At 72.2% G+C, this 21,377-nt stretch carries 16 protein-coding genes; 6 read left to right on the plus strand and 10 right to left on the minus strand.

Features of this window, described 5'->3' with window-relative positions; all coding sequences use genetic code 11:
* Positions 1 to 42 precede the first annotated feature (42 nt).
* The 3 genes from thiS to miaB are packed head-to-tail and all read right to left on the minus strand — an operon-like array spanning position 43 to position 2,325.
* A complete protein-coding gene (thiS, locus tag NQZ70_RS33545; protein ID WP_129577874.1) occupies positions 43 to 243 on the minus strand; it encodes a sulfur carrier protein ThiS in 201 nt (66 codons plus the stop codon).
* Positions 240 to 842, minus strand: coding sequence for a gamma carbonic anhydrase family protein (locus tag NQZ70_RS33550; RefSeq protein WP_129577875.1), 603 nt, complete (start codon positions 840 to 842; stop codon positions 240 to 242). The genes thiS and NQZ70_RS33550 overlap by 4 nt, the downstream gene beginning before the upstream one ends.
* A 1-nt stretch (position 843) precedes the next feature.
* Positions 844 to 2,325 carry a tRNA (N6-isopentenyl adenosine(37)-C2)-methylthiotransferase MiaB gene (gene miaB / locus NQZ70_RS33555; protein WP_129577876.1) on the minus strand — a complete coding sequence of 494 codons (1,482 nt, stop codon included), beginning with the start codon at positions 2,323 to 2,325 and terminating at the stop codon, positions 844 to 846.
* Positions 2,326 to 2,613: 288 nt separating this feature from the next.
* Here miaB and NQZ70_RS33560 point away from each other — a divergent pair, with 288 nt between their 5' ends.
* The 3 genes from NQZ70_RS33560 (at position 2,614) to NQZ70_RS33570 (ending at position 6,166) form a co-directional block, all read left to right on the plus strand.
* Positions 2,614 to 4,449 carry a long-chain fatty acid--CoA ligase gene (locus tag NQZ70_RS33560; RefSeq protein ID WP_129577877.1) on the plus strand — a complete coding sequence of 612 codons (1,836 nt, stop codon included), beginning with the start codon at positions 2,614 to 2,616 and terminating at the stop codon, positions 4,447 to 4,449.
* A 157-nt stretch (positions 4,450 to 4,606) separates the two neighbouring features.
* Complete coding sequence (gene pip / locus NQZ70_RS33565) at positions 4,607 to 5,569, plus strand: prolyl aminopeptidase (protein ID WP_129577878.1); 963 nt, start codon at positions 4,607 to 4,609, stop codon at positions 5,567 to 5,569.
* Positions 5,570 to 5,596: 27 nt separating this feature from the next.
* Complete coding sequence (locus NQZ70_RS33570) at positions 5,597 to 6,166, plus strand: hypothetical protein (protein ID WP_129577879.1); 570 nt, start codon at positions 5,597 to 5,599, stop codon at positions 6,164 to 6,166.
* 64 nt (positions 6,167 to 6,230) lie between these two features.
* Here the strand turns inward: NQZ70_RS33570 and NQZ70_RS33575 are convergent, their stop codons facing one another.
* From NQZ70_RS33575 to NQZ70_RS33585, 3 genes are all read right to left on the minus strand, one after another.
* Positions 6,231 to 7,259 (minus strand): pyridoxal-phosphate dependent enzyme, encoded by a 1,029-nt coding sequence (locus tag NQZ70_RS33575; protein WP_129577880.1) that lies wholly within the window; start codon positions 7,257 to 7,259, stop codon positions 6,231 to 6,233.
* Positions 7,256 to 7,426 (minus strand): hypothetical protein, encoded by a 171-nt coding sequence (locus NQZ70_RS33580; RefSeq protein ID WP_165374304.1) that lies wholly within the window; start codon positions 7,424 to 7,426, stop codon positions 7,256 to 7,258. Before NQZ70_RS33580 ends, NQZ70_RS33575 begins: the two co-directional genes overlap by 4 nt.
* Positions 7,427 to 7,884: 458 nt before the next feature.
* Positions 7,885 to 8,841, minus strand: coding sequence for a LysR family transcriptional regulator (locus NQZ70_RS33585; protein WP_129577881.1), 957 nt, complete (start codon positions 8,839 to 8,841; stop codon positions 7,885 to 7,887).
* Between the two features lie 227 nt (positions 8,842 to 9,068).
* Between NQZ70_RS33585 and NQZ70_RS33590 the strand changes: the two genes are divergently transcribed.
* Both NQZ70_RS33590 and NQZ70_RS33595 read left to right on the plus strand, forming a co-directional pair.
* On the plus strand, positions 9,069 to 9,761 hold the full coding sequence (locus NQZ70_RS33590; RefSeq protein ID WP_129577882.1) for an O-methyltransferase: 693 nt from the start codon (positions 9,069 to 9,071) through the stop codon (positions 9,759 to 9,761).
* A 779-nt stretch (positions 9,762 to 10,540) separates the two neighbouring features.
* Positions 10,541 to 11,008, plus strand: a complete 468-nt coding sequence (locus NQZ70_RS33595) for a host attachment protein (protein WP_207217560.1) — start codon at positions 10,541 to 10,543, stop codon at positions 11,006 to 11,008.
* 123 nt (positions 11,009 to 11,131) lie between these two features.
* Here the strand turns inward: NQZ70_RS33595 and NQZ70_RS33600 are convergent, their stop codons facing one another.
* Both NQZ70_RS33600 and NQZ70_RS33605 read right to left on the minus strand, forming a co-directional pair.
* Positions 11,132 to 12,616: an OmpP1/FadL family transporter gene (locus NQZ70_RS33600; protein WP_129577884.1), complete on the minus strand. Its 1,485-nt coding sequence runs from the start codon at positions 12,614 to 12,616 to the stop codon at positions 11,132 to 11,134.
* The gene (locus NQZ70_RS33605; RefSeq protein ID WP_165374305.1) at positions 12,613 to 16,500 is read right to left on the minus strand and encodes a hypothetical protein; all 3,888 of its coding nucleotides are present in this window, start codon (positions 16,498 to 16,500) and stop codon (positions 12,613 to 12,615) included. Before NQZ70_RS33605 ends, NQZ70_RS33600 begins: the two co-directional genes overlap by 4 nt.
* 228 nt (positions 16,501 to 16,728) lie before the next feature.
* Between NQZ70_RS33605 and glmU the strand changes: the two genes are divergently transcribed.
* Positions 16,729 to 18,090, plus strand: a complete 1,362-nt coding sequence (gene glmU / locus NQZ70_RS33610; protein WP_237244272.1) for a bifunctional UDP-N-acetylglucosamine diphosphorylase/glucosamine-1-phosphate N-acetyltransferase GlmU — start codon at positions 16,729 to 16,731, stop codon at positions 18,088 to 18,090.
* Positions 18,091 to 18,153: 63 nt separating this feature from the next.
* On the opposite strand, the gene ribA is transcribed toward glmU, so the two are convergent.
* Positions 18,154 to 18,855 carry a GTP cyclohydrolase II gene (ribA, locus tag NQZ70_RS33615; RefSeq protein ID WP_129577886.1) on the minus strand — a complete coding sequence of 234 codons (702 nt, stop codon included), beginning with the start codon at positions 18,853 to 18,855 and terminating at the stop codon, positions 18,154 to 18,156.
* Positions 18,856 to 19,133: 278 nt separating this feature from the next.
* The gene (locus NQZ70_RS33620; RefSeq protein ID WP_129577887.1) at positions 19,134 to 20,936 is read right to left on the minus strand and encodes an acyl-CoA dehydrogenase; all 1,803 of its coding nucleotides are present in this window, start codon (positions 20,934 to 20,936) and stop codon (positions 19,134 to 19,136) included.
* Positions 20,937 to 21,377 lie beyond the last annotated feature (441 nt).

Genomic DNA, 21,377 nt, shown 5'->3' on the forward strand with positions numbered 1-21,377 from the left:
GGAAGATCGCTAGACCGCGAGGCGCGCGGCCGCGAGGCGGGCTCAGCCGCCGCCGACGAAGTGCACGATCTCGATCACGTCGCCCTCGGCGAGCTCGGCCGCCGTGTGCTCGGCCCGCGGCACCACCTGGCCGTTGCGCTCCACCGCCACGGGCCCCTCGGTCAGCCCGAGCAGCTCGACGAGCCTCCGCACCGTGACCGCCGACGGCACCTCGCGCGCTTCCCCGTTCACCGTGATGTTCATGGCCTCTTCACCTCGTCCATCGCCCCTCCATCGCGCCTCGCCGCGGCGGCCCCCGGCTCGCCGGCCGCGGGCGCCGCCGCGGCGAGCGCCGCCCGGAAGCGCCGCGCGTTCTCCACATAGCTCGCGGCGCCCAGCCTGCCGAGCTCGGCCTGATCCGGCCGCACCTCCCCCATCACCTGCGCCGGGTTGCCGCGCACCAGCGACCGCGGCGGGATCACCTTCCCGGGCGGCACCACCGCGCCCGCGGCGATCACCGAGCCCTCGCCGACCACCACGTTGTCGAGCACGATGCTCCCCATCCCGATCAGGCACCCGTCCCCGACGCGGCAGCCGTGCAGGATCGCGCCGTGGCCGATGGTCACGTCGGCGCCGACGATCGTCTCCGAGACGCCGCTCGTCAGGTGCAGGCACGCGAGGTCCTGCACGTTGGTCCGCGGGCCGACGCGGATCGCGCCGATGTCCCCGCGCAGCACCGCGCCGAACCACACGCTCGCCTCGTCGCCGAGCTCCACGTCGCCGATCACCGTCGCGTTCGGCGCGAGGAACACGTCGCGCCCGAGCCGCGGCGACGCCCCGCCGAAGTCGAGGACGAGCGCCACGTCAGCCCCCCTCGGCGGCGACCACCGGCAGCGAGCGCCGGGCCGGCCGCGGCTCCGCGACGCCCCGCTGCCGCGGCCGGGCCGCGGCGCGCGCCGCCTCCGTGAGCTCGGCCTGCAGCGAGTGCTTGTTCGCCCGCGCGATCGAGACCTCGACGACCTCGCCGAGCAGATCGAGCTCCGCCGCGCCCTCGATGTGCGCGATCTCGTGGCGCCCCGTCCGGCCCGACCAGAGCGCGCCGCCCTGGCCGCCGTGCCCGCGCTCCTTGTCGCGCCCCTCGACGAGCACCTCCTGCGTCGTCCCCACGAGGCCGGACAGGTGGGCGGCCAGCAGCGCCTCGCTCTCCTCGAACAGGCGCGCGAGCCGCTCGCCCTTCACGGCCTCGGGCACGTCGTCCGGCAGCTTCAGCGCGGGCGTGTGCGGGCGGCGCGAGTACTTGAACCCGAACAGCCCCTTGAACCCCACCTCGCGCACGAGCGACAGCGTCGCCGCGAAGTCGTCCTCCGTTTCGCCCGGGAAGCCGACGATGATGTCGGTCGAGAGCGTCAGCCCCGGGACCGCCTCCACGAGCGCCCGCGTCCGCGCGACGTACTCGGCGCGCGTGTAGCGGCGGATCATCCGCCGGAGGACCCGATCGCTGCCCGACTGCACCGGCAGGTGCACGTGGCGCGGCAGCACGGCGAGCTCGGCGTGGGCGAGGAGGAGCGAGGGCGTGAGGTGCCGCGGGTGCGGGCTCGTGTAGCGCAGCCGCGCGAGGCCCGGGACGTCGGCCGCGACGCGCCGGAGCAGCGCCGCGAACTCGCTCTCGTCCGGGTCGTCCGCGCTCGCGCCGGGGGCCCGCGGCAGCGCGCCGAGCGGGTCGCGGTAGCTGTTCACGGTCTGGCCGAGCAGGGTGACCTCGCGCGTCCCCGCGGCCACGAGCGCGGCGATCTCGGCGACGATCTCGTCGCTCGGCCGGTAGCGCTCCGGCCCGCGGGTGTGCGGGACGATGCAGAACGAGCACCGCTCGTCGCAGCCCTTCATGATGGTCACGAACGCCGTCGGCGCGGCGCGCGACGCGGGCGGCGGCGACGCCACGAGGAACCGGGGCGCGTCGAGGTCGAACACCGTGCGCGCGACCGGCAGGCCGCCGAGCGCGAGGTCGCCGAGCAGGCCCGGCAGCTCCGGGATGTTGTCCGGCCCGACCACGACGTCGATCGTCCGCATCTGCTTGAGGAGGCGCTCCCCCTCCTGCTGCGCCACGCACCCGGCGACGACGACCACCCGACCCTCGCCCTCGCGCTTCCAGCGCGCGAGCCGCCCCACCTCGCTCCGCAGCTTCTGCTCGGCCTTCTCGCGCACGCTGCAGGTGTTCAGCACGAGCACGTCGGCCTCGTCCGGACCGCCGGCCTCGGTGTAGCCGGCGCGGCGGAGCACGTCGTGCATCCGCTCGGAGTCGTGCACGTTCATCTGGCAGCCGAACGTCGTGATCGAATACCGGGGCATTGAAGCGATGCACCCTCTAACAGAAGGGACCCGAGGCCGCCACCTCGCGCGCCCGGCGCCCGCTCCCGCCTCCCGCGGCGCGCTCGCCCAACCCGCGCGGCGCGCTCACCCCACCCAACCCGCGCGCGGGCCCATCCCGCACGGCGCGACGCGGCCGGGATCCGCGGACGGATGCGGACGGGCGGGACAGATCCGGCGCTGGCCCGAGGAACGCCGGCGCCGCGCGCCGCAAAAGGACGCAGAGCCGGCCGGAGCATCATGGTAAAAATCGCCCTGGGAGGAGACCCGATGGCGAAACTGGAAAACCTGGTAGAACTGCTCGATCGCTCGCTGAAGCAGCATGGGCCCCGGCCGCTCTTCGGCACGAAGACCGATGGCCGCTGGGACTGGATCACCTATGCGGAGTTCGGGCAGCTCGTCGCCAGGTTTCGCGGCGGCCTGGCGTCGCTCGGCGTCCAGCCGGGCGATCGGGTGGCCCTCATCTCCAACAACCGTGTGGAGTGGGCGGTCTCGGCCTATGCCTGCTTCAGCATGGGCGTCGCGGTCGTGCCGATGTACGAGGCGCAGCTGCCGGGCGAGTGGGCGTTCATCATCAACGACTGCGAGGCCGTCGCCGCGATCGTCGCCACGCCGCAGATCTACGGCAAATGCAGGGACCTCGCCGAGAAGGCGCCCTCGCTGAAGCACGTCGTCTGTCTGTTCGAGCCCGCGGGGCCGGCGGACGGCGTCCCCGGCGCGCGGACCACCTCGTACAAGGAGCTGCTCGCCGCGGGCGAGGAGAGCCCGGCGCCCGCCATCCAGCCGACGTCGAAGGACACGGCGTGCCTCATCTACACCTCGGGCACGACCGGCAATCCCAAGGGGGTGATCCTCTCGCACGGCAACATCGCCTCCAACGTCTGCGCCGTGCTGGATCTCATCCCGTTCGGCAGCGGCGACCGGAGCCTGTCGTTCCTCCCGTGGGCCCACTCGTTCGGCCACACCGGCGAGCTCCACGTGATGATCACGGTCGGCGCGTCGATGGCGTTGAGCGAGTCGGTCGACAAGATCGTCGCGAACCTCGCCGAGGTGCACCCCTCCGTGCTGATGAGCGTCCCGCGGATCTTCAACCGCATCTACGAGGGGGTGCAGAAGCAGATGACCGAGAAGCCCGCGGTCATCCAGCGCCTGTTCCGCGCCGGGCTGCGCGCCGCGACGAAGCAGAACAAGGGTGAGCCGCTCCACCTCGTCGAGCGGCTCACGCTGGCCGTGGCGGACCGGGTCATCTTCTCGAAGATCCGCGCCAAGTTCGGCGGCAAGCTGAGGTACGCGATCAGCGGCGGGGCGGCGCTCTCGTACCAGGTGGCCGAGTTCGTCGACGCGCTCGGCATCACCATCTACGAGGGCTACGGCCTCACCGAGACGTCGCCCGTCGCCACCGTGAACTTCCCGGGGGCCCGCCGCCTCGGCAGCGTGGGCAAGGCGATCCCGGGGGTGCGGGTCGTCATCGACAAGTCGGAGACGCACGATCCGAAGCAGGGCGAGATCGTCATTTACGGCCCCAACGTCATGATGGGCTATTACAAGCGCGACGAGGAGAACAAGGCCGTCTTCACCGAGGACGGCGGCTTCCGCACAGGCGATCTGGGCTACCTCGACGAGGACGGCTATCTCTATGTCACGGGCCGCATCAAGGAGCAGTACAAGCTCGAGAACGGCAAGTACGTCGCGCCCGCCCCGCTCGAGGAGAAGCTCAAGCTGTCTCCGCTGATCAACAGCGCGATGATCTACGGGGACAACCGCCCCTTCAACGTGGCGCTGATCGTGCCCGAGATGACGGCGCTCACCGAGTGGGCGCGGGGCCAGGGGCTCACGTTCGAGTCGCCCGACGCGATGCTGAAGCACCCGCGGGTGGTCGCGCACGTCCAGGAGGAGGTCGACCGGTTCGCCGCGGATTTCAAGTCCTTCGAGAAGATCAAGAAGATCGCCCTCGCGGCGGAGGACTTCACGGCCGACAACGGGATGCTCACGCCGACCCTGAAGCTGAAGCGGCGCGTGGCGCTCCAGAAGTACGGGCCCGCGCTCGAGGCGCTCTACGGCGGCGCGTCGAAGCCCGAGCGGCGCGAGGCCGCGCCGGCCGGCTGAGCGGCCGCCGCCCCCGGGCCGGCGCGCCCGCCGTCCCCCGCTGTTCTTCGCTGTTCCCGCCGTTTCCCGTCCACGCCCTCTCCCCTCCCGGCGCGCCTTGGCGTAGGCTGACGCGCGCTGGCGCGGGCAGGACGCCGGGGCAACGGACGGGAGCGGCATGATGACGACAGGCATCCAGAGGCGAACGCTGTATCCCGAGATCGAGCCGTACCGCGCCGGCAGGCTCCGCGTCTCCGATCTTCACGAGATCTATTTCGAGGAGTCCGGCAATCCGCGCGGCAAGCCGGTGATCTTCGTGCACGGCGGCCCCGGGGGCGGCACCGAGCCGAAGCAGCGGCGCTTCTTCGACCCGGCCGCCTACCGGATCGTGCTCTTCGACCAGCGGGGCTGCGGCAGGAGCACGCCGTACGCGAGCCTGGAGGAGAACACCACCTGGCACCTCGTCGCGGACATGGAGGCGCTCCGCGAGCACCTCGGGATCGAGCGCTGGCTCGTGTTCGGCGGCTCGTGGGGGAGCACGCTGTCGCTGGCCTACGCCGAGAGGCACCCGGAGCGGGTGACGGAGCTCGTGCTGCGCGGCATCTTCCTGCTGCGGAAGCAGGAGCTCGACTGGTTCTATCAGCGCGGCGCGAGCGCCATCTTCCCCGACGCGTGGGAGGAGTACCTCGCGTTCATCCCCGAGGCCGAGCGGGGCGATCTGCTCACGGCGTACCACCGGCGGCTCACGAGCCCCGATCCCCAGCTGCGGCAGCAGGCGGCGCGGGCGTGGAGCGTGTGGGAGGGGCGGACGAGCTGCCTGTACACGAACCAGGAGCTCGTCACGAAGACGTCGGGAGAGGAGTTCGCCCTCGCGTTCGCCCGGATCGAGTGCCACTATTTCATGAACAAGGGGTTCTTCACGTCGGAGACGCAGCTGCTCGACGACGTCCACCGGATCCGCCATATCCCCACGGTCATCGTGCAAGGCCGCTACGATATCGTCTGTCCGCCGGAGAGCGCGTGGGCGCTGCACCGCGCGTTCCCGGAGGCCGATCTGCGCCTCGTGGCGGACGCGGGGCACTCGGCGATGGAGCCCGGCATCCTGCACGAGCTCATCGAGGCGACCGACCGGTTCCGCTGACGCGCGCGCGTGCGGTACGCTCGCGGCATGAGCACCGGAGCGCCCTTCCTGCGGGCCGCCTTCGTCCGTGTCCCCGGCCAGCGCGATCGCATCTACGTGCATCGCCGCGACGGAACGGAGACCTCCTGGGTGTTTCCGACCTACGGGGATCAGCTGCCCCACGATCTCATCCACCTCGTGGTGGAGTCGGCGTTCGGCCTGCGACACGGATTCTGGGGCCGGGTCGACGCGGGCATGGATCCGGCGCGCATCAACGCCGAGGCGAACCGCGCCGGCGGGGCCGACAAGTACCGCGGCTTCGGCGAGGACCAGCGGGAGCTGCTCTTCGCCGAGGCGCTCGCCAACGCCGGCTGGTACGACCCCCTCGTGTCGAACGAGGCGCGGCGCGCCTCCATGCTCGAGGGCGCTGCCGGCGCCGGCATCGCGCCGCCGGTCGCGATCACCGAAGGGCGGGTGGCCTCGACGCACGCCGCGCTCGAGCAGCTCCGCGGAAGGTGGCGCGCGTTCGGCGCGCTGCCGAAGGGGACGTTGGAGCTCCGCTTCTTCCCGGACGATCCCGAGCGCGGCTTCGCCGAGCTGCTCGCCGCGCTGCGGTAGGCCGCGCCCGCTCTCGCCGGCGTGATTGCGTAGTGCCAGCGTCCGGGAGGAGGGCCAATCTGGGTTATTCTTGGTAGCTTTGCAGCGGTTGTTTGGCTGCTTCGAGCTCGGGCTTCCCCAGCGCCGCACGCTCCGCGCCAGACGGCAGAGTCGTGCCGGCGGGTCGCGCGCGAGCGGCGTCGCCGGCGAGCACCGCCAGGGTCGCGAGATCGATGTTGCCGCCGGACACGACCGCGATCTTCCGCCGCCCTTTCACCCGACCGAGCGCGGCGCACGCGAGCGCGCCCGCGCCCTCCGCGACGACACGGTCGAACGCGGCGAGCTCGACGACGACGTCGCGGAGCTCGGACTCCGGCACGGTCACGACATCGTCGAGCACCTCGGCGCAGATCCGCCGCGTCAGCTCGCCGGCCGCGCGCACGCGCACACCGTCCGCGATCGTCGCGGGCACGTTCGCGAGCTCCGGGCGGCCGTCGAGCGCGCGGGCCATGGCGTCGACGCCTTCGACCTGAACGCCGACGACGCGAACGCCTCGCTCGCGCATCGCGAGGCCGACGCCGGAGGCGAGGCCGCCGCCGCCGATCGGCACGAGCACGACGTCGGGCGACGCCTCGAGCTCCCAGCCGACGGTCCCCTGGCCCGCGATCACGTCAGGGTCGTCGAACGCTGGGAGGAACCGCCAGTCGTGGCGCGCCGCGAGCGCCCGCGCGTGCTCGAGCGCGTCCTCGTACGAATCGCCGGAGCGGATCACGCTCGCGCCGAGCATCTCGGCGCCGAGGACCTTCGTGCGCGGCGCGGTGACCGGCACGACGGCATGCGCCTCGAGCCCGAGGCGACGCGCGGCCCATGCCATGCCGCGGGCATGATTGCCGGCGGACGCGGCGACGACAGGCCGCCGATCGCCGCCAGCGAGCGCGACGAGCATGGCGTTGAGCGCGCCGCGGACCTTGTACGAGCCCGTGACCTGAAGGGCCTCGAGCTTCAGCCAGCCGTCGAAGCGCTCCGAACGCACGAGCGGCGTCGGCGCGAGCAGCGGACGGAGGCGGGCTGCTGCTGCGGCGACGTCCGTGATGCACGGCATCCGCGGGGTCATGGCCGCACCTCCGCGCGCCGCACGTCGTGCAGCTTCGCGAGCCGCCGCGCGAGCGCGCCTGTCGCGCGAGCGCCCTCGACGCGCGCGCGCACCGCCAGGACGCCGGGCTGGACCCCCGGCGCTGCGACGATGTCGGCCGCGAGCGGCAGCCCTGCTCCTCGGAGCATCGCGCGTGCAGGCGCGCGGCCCGTTCCACGTTGGATTCGATCGCTGTTCATGGGGCCTCGGACGGAGGCCCCGACGACGGCGACGAAGGCGGAGACTGGATACGAAAAAGCCCCGCTCCCTCGTGCCGAGGTGCGGGGCCTGTTCGCTGGTTGCTATCACTCAGGAACGGGCTCGCACCTCGCATCGAATGGGCATCGAAATGGCGATGGCGAGCGCCGCGACGTCTGCGCACACAGCAGCCTGCACGAACGCCGTTCGTGCGAAGAGGCTGCGCGTGCTCGAGGACGTCATCGCCGCACAGCATGCACCACGCGCGAGGCGGCTGTCAACCGTCGTGAGGCCTCGAAGCGACGGCGATCGCTCGACGACCTGGCGGCGGGCGCGGGCTCCACCCGTCGATGAACGCGCTCAGCATGGCGCCCGGGGGCCTCCATCTCGCTGGCGCTGCTCACCGCACCTACCCGCGTCGCGGCCGCCGCTGGCGCTCGCGCTCATGCCTGCGCAGCCCCACCTCCCGATCGCGAGGAGCGGCGCCGGATTCACGCACCAAGTCGATGAGCGGCCTCAGCAGGAGAGACTGCGCGTCGGGCCGCCACATCGCGATGTCGCGAATCTCCAAACCGAGATCGCTGACCGGCCTCCAGACCGCGGTGCCGACCGCGAGGAAACGAGCCGCGGGTTCCGCGCCGAAGGTCAATCCGTAGCCGCTCGCCACGAGCGTCAACAGGGCTTCTCCGTCGAGGATCTCCGAAGCCACGTGCAGGGTCACGCCGCGCGCGCGGACGGCGGCGATGATGTCGTCATACAAGCGAGGGTTGCTCTTCCGCGGATCCATCAGCATGGGCTCGGTCGCCAAGTCCTTGACGTTGATCATGGATGCGGTCGCCAGAGGGTGCTGCTTCGGCACGACGATCCCCAGGCGATGCCGGGAGAGCACGACGCTCTCGAGCGACGAGTCATCCGGGACGTAGTTCCCGTAGCCGAGCGAGATCTGCCCCGCGCGCAAGGCGTCCCACTGCTGGGCGCTGCTCATGGGCACGAGCTCCACATTCACTCGAGGCGCCAGCTTCCGAAACCGCGTGAGGATCGTCGACAGCGGGCCTACATACCCAGAGCCGCTCTCGAAGCCGATCGTGACGGTTCCGATCTGGCCTTCGGCCGTCTCCCTCACCTCTTTCGCCGCAGCGTCCACGCCGGAGAGGATCGCCTTCGCTCTGTCCAGGAGCAGCCGCCCGGCGGGCGTGAGCTTCACGCCGCGCCCCGACGGCGCGAAGAGCTCCGCGCCGATCTCCTCTTCGAGCTGCTGCATCTGACGGCTCAACGGCGACTGTGATACGTGCAGCTTCTCCGCCGCGCGCCTGAAGCTCTCCTCCTCGGCGATGGCGATGAAGTAGCGCAGGTGGCGGAGTTCCATCGGCTTGCTCCTCGATCCCAGGGCGGGCCGCAGCCCTTCATCGATGCTAAAAAGGTCTCAGACCGAGCCCAATATTGTCTTGGACGACTCGGTTGTCAAACGGTACCCATCGGGCATGGGCATGAGGGTCGCGAAGGGCGTCCTGGCAGACGCCGTCCCGCAGCTTCGCGCGCCCCCTTCGCGCCCGCGCGGCTCGCTCGGCATTCAGAAGGAAAGGAATCGTCGATATGAATTCAATCAGCAACGGCCAGGTCGCAGAGGTCCTCGAGCGTCTTCATCAGGAAGCGGAGGCGGCCGACGCGCCGCTCGCCGCCATCGCCGTGAGCGAGGCGGCCACCCGAGAAGAGATGATCACCCAAGTCGTCAAGGACGAAGCCGACGATCTGAAAGGCACGTATCACGGGTTCGCGGAGAATTTCCTCAATGTCTCCCCGGAGTTTGGACGTTTCCTCTATATGTGCGCCCGCGCCTGCAAGGCCAAGCGCATCGTGGAGTTCGGGTCCTCGATGGGGATCTCCACGATCTATCTGGCCGCCGCGCTGCGCGACATGGGCGGCGGCCGCGTGATCGGGACCGACCTCGTGCCCAGCAAAGTCGAGCGGGCGCGGGCGAACGTCGCCGCCGCCGGGCTGTCCGAGATCGTCGAGCTCCGGGTCGGCGATGCTCGAGAGACCCTCAAGTCTGGTGTCGCCGGCGACATCGACATGGTGTTGCTCGACGGCGCCTTCACCCTTTATCTCGACGTCCTCAAGCTGCTCGAGCCGCATCTGAGGCCGGGCGCGATCATCATCGGCGAGAACGCGTTCGAGCAGGCCTCGGGCTACATCGACTACGTGCGCAACCCGCAGAACGGCTATCTCTCCCAGTCGCTCCCGTTCGAGGCGGGGCGCGGCAACGAGCTCACGATCAAGACGAGCTGAGCACCCTGGCTCGAGGCACGCTGACCCGGTAATGTTGGGGCGACCTCTGTTCAGTCCCAGGGTTACTCGCACCTCGCAGGTCGATGACCGAGCGCGACGCGTCATCGGCCCGCTGCGCTGCCAGCGGCCGGCGGTGCCCGGGCCGCGGCAGATCCAAGGGCGTAGCGAACCGCGCCGACCTGGCTCGCCCTCGCGGATCTCCGCATCTGTCCTGCCCGCGCGCCCCGTCCAACCCCTGCTCGTCCCTCCGGTGCTGGCGCCAGACCGAGCAGCCCCGCCGGAGATTGCTGGTGCGCGGAGCTGCGGCGGCGAAGCGGACGCCGGGGTGCGGAGCAGGACGGAGCCCCAAGCAACCAAGGCTGAGGCCGCCCGCGCGAAGCCGCCGCGAAGCCGCCGAAGTCCGACCATCCCCGGCCGAACTTCGGGCGGGCGGTGCGGGTCGGGGCCGCGGCCGGCGCGCAGCGTGAGGGCGAGCACCGCTGTCGCGCGAGAACCCGAGCCGCCTGCTGCGACCTCGACTCGTACACCGAACACCGTATTTCGCGCTCAACGACCTCCTGAGCAGCTCTCGCCCTCTCCCGTTCTCCTCGAATTCGCGCACAGGAAGGTGGATGAGCCTGCTCGATCCGGCGCCCTCGCGTGCAATCCGGTCGAATCTCGTCGGTTTGGGCTCTCCGGCCGCTTGCGATGGAGGGGGTCGGTCTTTAACGTAACCCAAGGGAAGCGTTGATTCCCTGTGGAGGCTTATGGCAAGCAAGGCAGCACGGAAGACGTGGATCTTGGTCTCCGACGCAAGCCGTGCCCAGCTCTATCGTGAAGAGCCTGCGGGCAAGGGCTTTACCCTGCTCGAGTCCTACAGTCATGACGAGAGCCGGGCGCGCGTGCGGGATCTGATGGCCGACGCGCACGGGCGGAAGCCGAACGGCACCCCGGGCGGGAACGGCAACATCAGCGGCGGCGGGGGCGGCACGTACCTCGGCCGGCCCGGCGCGGCGCCCGACACCGATCCCAAGGAGGTCGAGAAGCAGAAGTTCGCCCAGGAGCTCGCGGAGGTGCTGGAGAAGGGTCTCAACGAGCACGCCTACGACTCGCTGGTGCTCATCGCGCCGCCGCACTTCCTCGGCCTGCTGCGCAGCACGGTGAGCAAGCAGGTCAGCAACCACATCGAGACGAGCGTGGACAAGGACCTGAGCTGGCTGGACGAGCCCCGGCTCACGGAGCGCCTGCGCGAGCTGCGGGCCGTCTAGCGCCGCCGCCCGCGCTCGCGCAAGCAGATCTGGCCTTCAGGCCGCCGTCCCCGCGGCGGCCTGAAGGCGACGCCGGGCCCGCGCGACGCGCGGAGATCCGCTGGGCGCGCAGCGCTCGCCGCCTCATCGCGCCTTCGGCTCGCCCGCCGCGTCCTCGAACGTGTACGCCACCCCGAGCCCGACCACGTTCGCGCGGACGCTGTACACGCCGCCGTTGATCATGTTCGGGTTCTCCGGCGGATTGCCCTGCACCGGGCTCATCTGCGGGAGCCGCGCCTCCCTCGGATCGACCCGCACGTCCGCGGCGAAGACATGCGCGTAGGTCGCGTCGAGGCGCCATCGACCGAGGTGCACGCCCAGGCCGAGCGCCGTCGTCACCTTCGTCGCGTCGATCGTGAGGACCGACACGTACTCGGGCGGGACCGCGCTCTGCTCGAGGCTCACGCCGGCGCGCAGCGCCCACCGCTTGCCGGCGGCCTCGAACGCGTACTCGCCCCCGACCCTCGCCGAGAGCGACGCCTCGAACCGCCGCGGGAGCACGACCGGAGGCACGCGGAACTCCTCGGGAAAGCCGGCGACGTTCCGGAGCACCACCCCGTCGGGCTCGACGGCGACCTCGTCGTGCATGCCCCACCCCTCGACGCCGACCCCGAGCTCCACGCGCAGGTCGGTAACGGGCCGCGCCTCCACGCCGGCGCGGAGGATCCAGGGCAGATCGAACGAGACGTCGGCGTCCTCGCCCTCCTGGACGGCGCGCTCGAAGACGGGCGCCGCGGGGAGCCGCGCCCTGAAGGTGGCGGGCGCGCGCACCCAGGCGGGCAGCTGGAAGGCCAGGCCGATGCGCCACGCCGGGGTCGGGATGAAGAGCGCCCCGAGCTGGCCCGTCGGCGCCACGATCGGGCCGACGGTGAGCTCGGACTGGATGTCCCACTCCGGATCCTCGGGCGCGCAGAACATCCGCTCCGGGACGCACCCGGAGACGATCACGCGGCTGTTGAACGTGCCGACCACCGCGCCGATCCCCGCGCCGAGGCGCCACCTGGGCGACGGCGCGTACGCCGCGCCGACCCCGACGAACGCGAGCGCCGAGCCCTCGAGGGTGAGCAGCGCATACCGCTGCGGCGCCGGCGCGCCCTTCACCTGCTCCGGGTAGCTGGAGAGGGCCGCGTACGGCGTCCACACGCCGCCCCAGACGACCCACCGCGGATCGACCCGGAACGACGCGCCGAGCGTGGGGATCGGCAGCACCGGCGCGCTGCCGGTCACGGGCTCCATCGTCTGCACGAAGCTCGCGCCCGTCGGCTCGCCGGTGTTCGGGTCGACCTGCCGCACGATCGCCTGGCGCGTGTGCTCGCTGCGCCACTCGAAGAGCCCGGCGTCGATCAGGATCTGCGTGCCGGCCTCGAAGACGCCCGCGGGGTTGTAGGCGATCGCTCCGAGATCGTCGCCGCCGGCGATGTACGCGCCGCCGCGGGACAGCGGGCGGACGCCGCGATCGGTGAAGTACAGCCCGGCAGCGCCGGCGTCCCCCGGGAGCAGCGCGAGCGCTCCGGCGGCGGACGCCGCGGCGAGCGCGGCGCGGATCGGGGTCTCGTGCGCGCGGCTCACTCGACGGGCCGCTTCCGGAGGATGGCGTAGATCTGCTCGAGCCCGCGGGTCTCGTCGGTGAGGAAGTCCCGGAGCGAGACAAGGACCTGCCGGTAGTCCTCCGCCGCCAGCGGTTCGCCGCTCGCGGCCTCCACGCGGTGCACGTCCGCGAACGCGTCGACGAACACCTCGAGCGGGGCGCGGCCGTCGTCCTTCATCGGCGTCACGAGCGCGGGGAGGACGTGATCCATCGCGTGGTACCGGTCGTACCGGTCGTCGTTGAGCGCCTTGAGCGCCGTGAGCCCCGCGTCGGCCGCGCCCGGGCCGCCGCGGTCGCCCGCCGGGGTCAGCGCGGTCGACGCGGCCTTCAGGACCGGGACCAGGGTGTCCTCGTCGCCGAGCAGCTGCAGGACGTCGGCCAGCGCCGCCAGCAGCGCGCGGGGCGGGGTGTCGCCGGCGCCGGGGTCGAGCAGGTAGGTGAGGAACCGCTCGAGCTCCCGCCGCGCCGGCTCGTGGGCGCGGATCGCCTCCGACACGTCGACCGCGGCGGCGAACAGCGGGTGGCTCACGAGGTCGCTCACCTTCGCGCCGAGCTCCTCCTTGGCCCAGGCGCACCGCCCCGTCCTCTCGCGATCGGGGCAGCGCGCGTTCAGCTGCTCGCGGAGGACGCGCAGGGCGACGGCGCCCATCCTCGGGAGCGCGCGGTTCTTGAACCGGGTCTCCGGCCCTGACCCCTCGACGGCGAGGAGCGCGTCGACGAGCTCGCTCGTGGCCCGCTTCCACTGGCCCTTCCGCGCCGCGGCGTCGCGCGCGGCGCTCTGCGCGAAGCGGGCGTCGATGCCGTTCAGCGCGTCGGCGAGCAGGGTGAACCCGGTGAGCTGATCCTGGGTCCGGCCGTCGGCCCACGTCGCGCGCTTCTTTCCCCGGCGGTCGACCATCCCCACGTTGGCCGCGTAGCGGGTGCTGAAGAAGATCCGCGCGAGCTTCTCGATCGCCTGCGCCTTCGTCCAGGTCTGCGGGGGACTTGCCGCGGCCCCGGGGCCGCGCTGCACCGTCACCGGGGCCGACCGGTCGGCCAGCGTCCGGGCGAACGCCACCGACGACGCCAGGACGTCGTCGGCCTGGAGCGCGTCGGCCATGAGCGGCTCGTACGTGTTGGCCCCCGCCTCCGAGCAGTACGCGGTGTTGGTGGCCGGCGAGCCGGCCTTGATGCACTCCGGCCCGTGCTCCTTGCCCGGCCAGTGCCGGTACGCCGTGCTGAAGAGATCGATCAGGATCTCCTCCCCGGTGCTGTCCGGGGCGACCTCGGCGAACGCCGCCACGATGGGGCTCAGGTAAGCGCCGAGCCCGAGCCGCTCGATGAGGAAGGTCGTCCCCGGGTGGCGGATCCGGATCAGGTTCTCCGGGGAGCTGCACTCGTTCACGCCCAGCTCGTTCTTCGGGCAGTGAATGGTGCCGGCCGGCTCGAGCGTCCCCGAGATGAAATCGTTCGTCGTCTCGTTGGTCAGCTCGCGCAGCGGGTCGAGATCGACGAGGTTCGGGAACTCGTCCGAATCGGCCCCGAAGTAGATGAGCCGGCTGAGCGCGGCCGGCGTGGGGTGGCTCGTCAAGCCGTCGATGCCGCTGGAGAACTCGAGCACCGAATCGGGAATGACGGCCGAGAGGACCGAGGGCTTGATCTTGAGCTCTGCCTTCTTGGCGTGCCCCTCGGGGAGGAGGGAGTCGAGGTAGAAGGCCGCCAGGTCGTCGATCTGGAACAGCTCGCACGGCGCGTCGCACCCGGGGCAGGACACCGAGACGCCGAACACGCTCAGCTCCGTGTCCCGCTTGTTGCACTGCCTCACGCCGGCGGTGTCGTGCATGAGGTGCATCAGCCGCTCCATGGCCGAGCGGTTGTCGCCGACCTTCGGCTTCGTCGGGTCCACCGGCGTCTTCGGATCGGACGTCGACGGCGCCCCGACCGTGAGGTTGATCGCCTGGCCGTTCAGGTCCTCCGGGTCGTACGCGTACTGATCGCGGTACCTGAGCATCGCCGCGATCGCGTCGCCCGCGTGCTTCGCCCTGCCGTGCGGGGCGAGGAGCGCGTCGCTCGCGAGCGCCTCGACGAGGCGCTCCACGAGCCCCGGCTGCTCGACGGCCCGGTCGAGCACCGCCGCCACCTCGTCCCAGAGCGGCGCCTCGCCGTCGATCCGCGCCGCCGCCTCCTTGCCCTCGGCGGCCAGCCGGTCGTGCTGGCGGGCGAGGTCGCGGATGCGCAGCGCCGCGCCCATCATGCGGGCGAGCTCCGCCTCGTGGTTCTCGAGCAGATCGATCAGCGTGAGGAGGAAGACGTCCGAGTCCTTGTCGGCGACCACCTGGCCGACCGCGTGCGCGAGGTCGGCGAGCGGCGAATCCTCGCCGCGGAAGCGACGGTACGACAGGCGGCCATCGCGCTCCTCGCACGTCGGGTCCGCCGGCAAGACCGTGTCGGTCCGGAAGTCGTAGCAGGCCTCCTCGCGGTCGCCGAAGAGCAGGGTCGAGCCGGCGAGGGCGTACATGAGCCCTTCGTGCTCGGTCTTCCACGGCTCGGGGTCGCCCTTGCCCGCGTACCGGGTCCCGTCGACGAGCGGCACGATCGCGCGCAGCGCAGCGCCGAGGAGCGTCCTTTCGGTGTCGACGTAGGCGTAGAGCTCCGGCGAGAGGCGCCCGAAGTCGTCCCGCGGCGGCGAGGTGACGCCGGGGATGGCGAACGGCGGGTCGATCGCGAGCGGCTCGCCGCGCTCGTCGACGAACCTGCCGGAGGCGTCGACGTCGGCGAGCCCGTCCCCGTCGGCGTCGACGAACGGCGCGGGGACCCCGCCGCCCTGGGGGAGGACCCACCCGCGGCGGTCGCGGCGGGCGACGAAGCTCGACGGCGGCGAGGCGAACGCGTCGTCCTCGGCGAGCAGCGCCGCCTGCGCGAGCTCCAGGAGCGTGCGCGGGCGGTTCGGCTGGGCGGTGGGCGCGTCGACCGAGAGCGGCGCCCGCTCCTCCGGCGAGAGCGCGGCCAGCTCGCGCTTGCCGGCCGCGAAGAGCGCCTGGAGCGCGGGCGCCCCCGGGCCGCCGGGGCCGATCGCGTCGAGCGCCGCCACGGTCATCGGGCGCAGGCCCGGGTACGCGAGCGCCGCGCGCATCGCGCCGAGCCCCACGTCCGCCGAGCGATATCCCTGGCGCCCCCAGATCCTGGAGAGCGCACAGGGGATCGCGCCCCCCTCCCCCTCCGCTCCCCGGTCGCAGTCGATCGGCGCCCGCTCTCGCCGCGCCTTCTCCTCCCCCTCGAGCCGGGTCGCGCTCGCCTCGCTGCCGTGGATGAGCGCGTCGAGGAGCCGCCCCATCCCGTGCGTCGACGCCGGCAGGACGGCCCTGGCCTCCGGGCTCGGATCGAACGGGTTCGCCTCGTAGAGCGGCGCGATCGTCTGCGACAGGCTCAGGAAGGCGTCGTGCAGCCGGATCTTGCCGCCCCCCTCGCCGGCCGCGACGTTGTCGATCTCGACGTCCGGGACCGCGGCGTTGACGGCGCGCACGAGGTCCTTGCGCCACCGGGCCATGGCCTCGACCTTGGCCACGCCGAGCCTGCGCGCCCGCTCCGCCCGCTCGCCGGAGACGGGCGGCAGCAGCGAGACGTCGACCTCGTCCAGGTAAACGCCCGCGCTGTCGTAATGGCAGACGCGCTGGTACGAGGCGCCCGTGTGGTCCTCGTAGAGGCTCGACGCCCCCACGCGGTCGCAGAGCACGCCGAAGACGTCGTCGCCCAGCGTCGCCTTGGGGGGCGCCCTCCGCGCCGTGTCGAGCGGCTCGTGACAGGAAGCGGCCACCGCGCCGGACGCGACGAGCGAAGCCAGCCGAAGCACACCAGCGGCCGAGGAACGCAGCGTACGCGTGCGCATGAGGAAACCTCCCCGAGACGCCGCGAGGGTAGACGATTCCGCTGAAGGGGCGTAGGGCTTCCTGCCCGCGCGGGTGAGGGCGGCGAGGACATAGTACGCGTTTTCCAGGCTCGCCGCGCGGCGATGGGGACGGCGGCGGGGCGGAGGGTGATAGGCTGCGTGGCGATGGCGACCGCCCAACCCACCCCGCTCACCGCTGTCGTTCTCGCTGCCGGACAAGGGACTCGGATGAAGAGCGCCCGACCGAAGGTGCTCCACGAGCTCTGCGGCCGGCCGATGATCCACTACGTCGTCGACGCGGCCCTCGCCGCCGGCGCCTCGGACGTCGTGGTCGTCGTCGGCCACGGCCGCGACGAGGTCTCCGCGTATCTGGACAGGGCGTTCGGCGCCCAGGGAAAGAACGTCCGCACCGCGCTCCAGCCCCAGCAGCGCGGCACCGGCGACGCGGTGCGATGCGCCATGCCGCACCTCCAGGCGACCGCCGAGGCGGTCCTGATCCTGTGCGGCGACACGCCGCTGCTCGATCCGGAGCAGCTCGCGCAGCTCCGCGGGGCGCTCGACGGCGCGGGCGACGCGCCGATGGCGATGCTCACCGCGCAGGTCGCCGATCCGACGGGCTACGGCCGGATCCTGCGCGACGGCGCGGGGCGCGTGGTCGGCATCCGCGAGCACAAGGACGCGAGCCCGGAGGAGCGCGCGATCACCGAGGTCAACCCCGGCGTGTACCTCGCCCGCGGCGCCTTCCTCGAGCGCGCGCTCGCGGGGCTCACGACCGACAACGCGCAGGGCGAGCTCTACCTGACCGACATCGTCGCGCAGGCGGCGAAGGCCGGCGGCGCCGCGGTGGTCGTGGCGAGGGACGTCGGCTCGCTCGTGGGCATCAACGACCGCGCGCAGCTCGCCGCCGCCGAGGAGGTGCTCTACGGCCGCATCGCCGACGGCCTGCGCCGGAGCGGCGTCACGATCCGGACGAGCGCCCGCGTCGACGCCGGCGTGGTCGTCGAGCCGGACGCGGTGATCGAGCACGCGGCGGTGCTGCGGGGAAAGACGCGGATCGGCGCGGGCGCCCGCGTCGACGTGGGCTCGGTGCTCACGGACGTTGTCGTCGAGGCGGGCGCCTCGGTGAAGCCGTACACGGTCGCGTCGCAGTCGTCGATCGGCGCCGGCGCGCAGATCGGGCCGTTCTCGCACCTCCGCCCGGACAGCCAGATCGAGGCCGACGCGCACATCGGCAACTTCGTCGAGACCAAGAAGACGGTGGTCCGCAAGGGCGCGAAGGCGAACCACCTCGCCTACCTCGGCGACGGCGACATCGGCGAGGGCGCGAACGTCGGTGCCGGGACGATCTTCTGCAACTACGACGGCTTCCGGAAGCACCGGACCGAGATCGGCCCCGGCGCGTTCATCGGCAGCGACTCGCAGATCGTCGCGCCGGTGAAGATCGGCGCGGGCGCCTACGTGGCGACGGGCACCACCGTGACCCGCGACGTGCCGGAGGACGCGCTGGCGATCGGCCGGGTGAAGCAGGAGAACAAGGAGGGCTACGCCGGGAAGCTGAAGGCGCGGCTGAAGGACGCGGCGAAGAAGTAGCGGGCGCGGCGGCGCGGCCTCCCCGCCCGCTCCGCGAGCGAGGGGTCGCGCCGGGCCTTCGGGCTACTCGGCGTCGCTGGCCGCGGCGCCGCTGGCCGCGGCGCCGCTGGCCGGCGCGCCGTCGCGCAGCGACGGGAGGGCGTGGCCCATCCGGAGGCGCTTCGCCTCGAGGTACGGCGCGGAGAACGGGTTCGCCGGGACGACGGCCGGCGAGCGCGACGAGATGCGCACGCCGAGGGCGCGGAGCCCCTCCACCTTGTCGGGGTTGTTCGTGAGGAGCCGGATCGACTCGATGCCGAGGTGATCGATCATCGCGGCCGCGGGCTCGTAGCCACGCGCGTCGTCGGGCAGCCCGAGGATGCGGTTCGCGTCGACCGTGTCGTGGCCGAACGCCTGCAGCTGGTAGGCGCGGATCTTGTTGGCGAGCCCGATGCCGCGCCCCTCCTGCCGGAGGTAGAGCACGACGCCGAGCCCGCGGCGGCCGATCTCCGCCTGGGCCGCCTCGAGCTGCTCGCGGCAGTCGCACTTCAGCGAGCCGAACACCTCGCTCGTGAGGCACTCGGAGTGCACGCGCAGCGTGACGTCCGACTTGCCGCGCACGTCACCCATGATCAGCGCGACGTGGTCGGGAGATAGCCCCTGCTCGGGGTTCGTCGCTCCCCCCCAGTGGAACACGAGCATCTGAAAGACACCGTGCTTCGTCGGCACGGGCGCTTGCGCGCGAATATCGAGCTGAGGCCGGATCGCCGTCGTCGGGACGTACATCTCGCTCTCCTGGTGAAGGAGTCCTGGGTCTCGTGTCAAGCAAGGAGCGCCGCGTCGAGTTTGCCCGCTTACCCTGCCGATGTCCGGCCACCCCTGAAGGTGGCATCCATCAAGTAGCGTAAGCGCCGAACGGGGACAAGGTAAGCTCTCCAAGATGTTGCTCCGCGGCCATGCCGGGTGCAGCTCCGCGGGCTCAGCGGTGCGCGGGCGCGACGGTGCGCAGGTGCGGGTGCGGGTGCCGACCTAGCCGACGTCCCGCGCGAGCTGCGCGCCGCCCCTCAGAACCACTCGGGCCGCATCCTCGCGTACGAGTCCTCGCCCGACCGGCAGAGCGCCGCGAGCGCCGGGGCCCGCGGCAGCTCCGTCGAGAACCAGTACTGCGCCGCGCACAGCTTGCCCTCGTAGAAGCCGGCGGGCGACGCGCCCCGGGCCAGCCCCTCGCGGGCCGCCGCGGCCATCGCGAGCCACTGCCACGCGACCACCAGGATCGAGGCGAGCTCGAGGTAGTCCGCGCTGTGCCGCAGCATCCGCTCGGCGTCGCCGCGCAGCCCCGACTCGGCGAGGTGCATCGTCAGCTCCCCGAGCAGCGCCATCGACGCGCCGAGCCGCTCGCACCACGCGGGCTCGACGCCGGCCCGCCGCGCCCGGCCGATCGCCTGCTCGACCTCGCCGCCGAGCGCCATGAGCGCCGCGCCGCCCCCGGCCACGACCTTGCGGCCGAGGAGATCGAGGCCCTGGATGCCCGTCGTCCCCTCGTGGATCGAGTTGAGCTTCTGGTCCCGGAGCCACGCCTCCGGGAGGTACTCGCTCGAGTAGCCGTAGCCGCCGTGGACCTGGAGCGCGAGGGCGTTCGACTCGAAGCCCTTCTCGGCGGGGAAGGTCTTGGTGATGGGGGTGAGCAGGTCGAGGAGCCGCTGCGCGCGCTCGCGCTCCGCCGGATCCTCGGCGTGCGCGGCGAGATCGGCGTACCGCGCCGTCGTGGAGACCAGCGCGAGGCTGCCCTCCACGATGGCCTTCTGCCGGAGCAGCATCCGGCGCACGTCGGCGTGTTCGACGATCGGCACCTGCGGCGTCCTCGGATCCTTCGAGCCGAGCGGCCGGCCCTGGGGCCGGGCGAGCGCGTAGCCGAGCGCCTCGTGGTAGGCCGCCGAGGCGGTCGCGGCGGCGTTGACGCCCACCATGATCCGGGCCTCGTTCATCATCTGGAACATGTAGGAGATGCCCTGGTGCGGGTTGCCCACGAGGTAGCCGTGGCAGTCCCCGCGCTCGCCGAAGCTCATCGCGAGGCTCGGGAGCCCGCGCCAGCCGATCTTGTGGATCACGCCGGCGACCTCCACGTCGTTCGGGACGAGCCGCCCGCCCTCGGGCCGCCGCTTGGGCACGGCGAACAGGCTCACCCCCTTGATGCCCGGCGGCGCGCCGTCGATGCGCGCCAGCACGAGGTGGACGATGTTCTCGGCGAGGTCGTGATCGCCGCCCGAGATGAAGATCTTGGACCCGCGGACGAGGTAGTGCCCCGCCTGGGTCCGCTCGGCGCGCGCCTGCACGTCGGCCAGGCTCGAGCCGGCCTGCGGCTCGGTGAGCGCCATGGTCCCGGTCCACTCGCCGGCGTACAGCCGGGTCATGAAGGTGGACTTCAGGGTCTCGTCGCCGAACGTCTGGATCAGGTGCGCCGCCGCGGTCGTCAGCCCGAGGTAGCCGCACGCGCTCAGGTTGGCCGCCATCAGGTACGCGCCGGCGAGCATCGCGACCACGAGCGGCAGCTGCTGGCCCCCCACGTCGGCCGGCCGCGCCGCGGTGAGCACGCCGAGCTCGATCATGGGCCGGAAGACCTGCTTGAGGGCGGGGTGCACCGCGACGGCCCCCCCGTCGAAGCGCGGCGGCGACGCGTCCACCGGCCGGTAGGTCGGGAACAGCACCTCCCGCGCGAACCGGCGACAGCTCTGGAGGTAGAGGTCGAAGGTCTCCCGCGTGTGATCGGCGAAATAGGGGAGCTCGCAGAGGCGGGGCGCGTCGAGCACCTCGTAGAGGAGGAACTCGACGTCGCGGTCGTTGAGGAGCGGATTCTGAGGAGCGGTCATGGTGTCGTTTGCCGGGCTTGGCGCACGCTAGGCGCGCACGCAGCGGGATGTCGAGGGGCTTCTCGCGGCGATAGGGCCGGCGAGCGTGGGCGAACGCGCGCGCCGATCACGACGGCGCGGCGCGCAACGCCGTCGGCATCGCGGCGGCGGGTGTCGTCGGCCGGGGAGGAACCCGTCGTCATCCCGGGCGGAACCCGTCGTCAGCCGACGTGGCGCTCCTCGTCATCCAAGGTGGAGCACGGTAGCCCGCCGCCGGGACGGCCTGTCTCTACTTCGCCGGGAACGCGGCTGTCCTGATGGCCGTGCTCCCGCGCAGGGGACACCGGCGCCAGCTGTGCGCCACCGGAGGACGGACAACTCTTCGCCGCGGATCCGCTGACCCACAACGCCGGCGGGAGCAGGCGGGTCTCGCTGAAATTTGCGCGCCGTCGTTCTGCGAGA

This window comes from Sorangium sp. So ce836, assembly GCF_028553905.1.
GTDB classification, from domain to species: domain Bacteria; phylum Myxococcota_A; class Polyangia; order Polyangiales; family Polyangiaceae; genus Sorangium; species Sorangium cellulosum_D.

Bases quoted from the DNA above. Each gene is read 5' to 3' on its own strand.
- NQZ70_RS33570 (WP_129577879.1), top strand. From the start codon at position 5,597: ATGAGCACCGGAGCGCCCTTCCTGCGGGCCGCCTTCGTCCGTGTCCCC.
- miaB (WP_129577876.1), bottom strand. From the start codon at position 2,325: ATGCCCCGGTATTCGATCACGACGTTCGGCTGCCAGATGAACGTGCAC.
- pip (WP_129577878.1), top strand. From the start codon at position 4,607: ATGATGACGACAGGCATCCAGAGGCGAACGCTGTATCCCGAGATCGAG.
- glmU (WP_237244272.1), top strand. From the start codon at position 16,729: ATGAAGAGCGCCCGACCGAAGGTGCTCCACGAGCTCTGCGGCCGGCCG.
- NQZ70_RS33575 (WP_129577880.1), bottom strand. From the start codon at position 7,259: ATGACCCCGCGGATGCCGTGCATCACGGACGTCGCCGCAGCAGCAGCC.
- thiS (WP_129577874.1), bottom strand. From the start codon at position 243: ATGAACATCACGGTGAACGGGGAAGCGCGCGAGGTGCCGTCGGCGGTC.
- ribA (WP_129577886.1), bottom strand. From the start codon at position 18,855: ATGTACGTCCCGACGACGGCGATCCGGCCTCAGCTCGATATTCGCGCG.
- NQZ70_RS33620 (WP_129577887.1), bottom strand. From the start codon at position 20,936: ATGACCGCTCCTCAGAATCCGCTCCTCAACGACCGCGACGTCGAGTTC.
- NQZ70_RS33585 (WP_129577881.1), bottom strand. From the start codon at position 8,841: ATGGAACTCCGCCACCTGCGCTACTTCATCGCCATCGCCGAGGAGGAG.
- NQZ70_RS33590 (WP_129577882.1), top strand. From the start codon at position 9,069: ATGAATTCAATCAGCAACGGCCAGGTCGCAGAGGTCCTCGAGCGTCTT.
- NQZ70_RS33580 (WP_165374304.1), bottom strand. From the start codon at position 7,426: ATGCTCCGAGGAGCAGGGCTGCCGCTCGCGGCCGACATCGTCGCAGCG.
- NQZ70_RS33605 (WP_165374305.1), bottom strand. From the start codon at position 16,500: ATGCGCACGCGTACGCTGCGTTCCTCGGCCGCTGGTGTGCTTCGGCTG.
- NQZ70_RS33560 (WP_129577877.1), top strand. From the start codon at position 2,614: ATGGCGAAACTGGAAAACCTGGTAGAACTGCTCGATCGCTCGCTGAAG.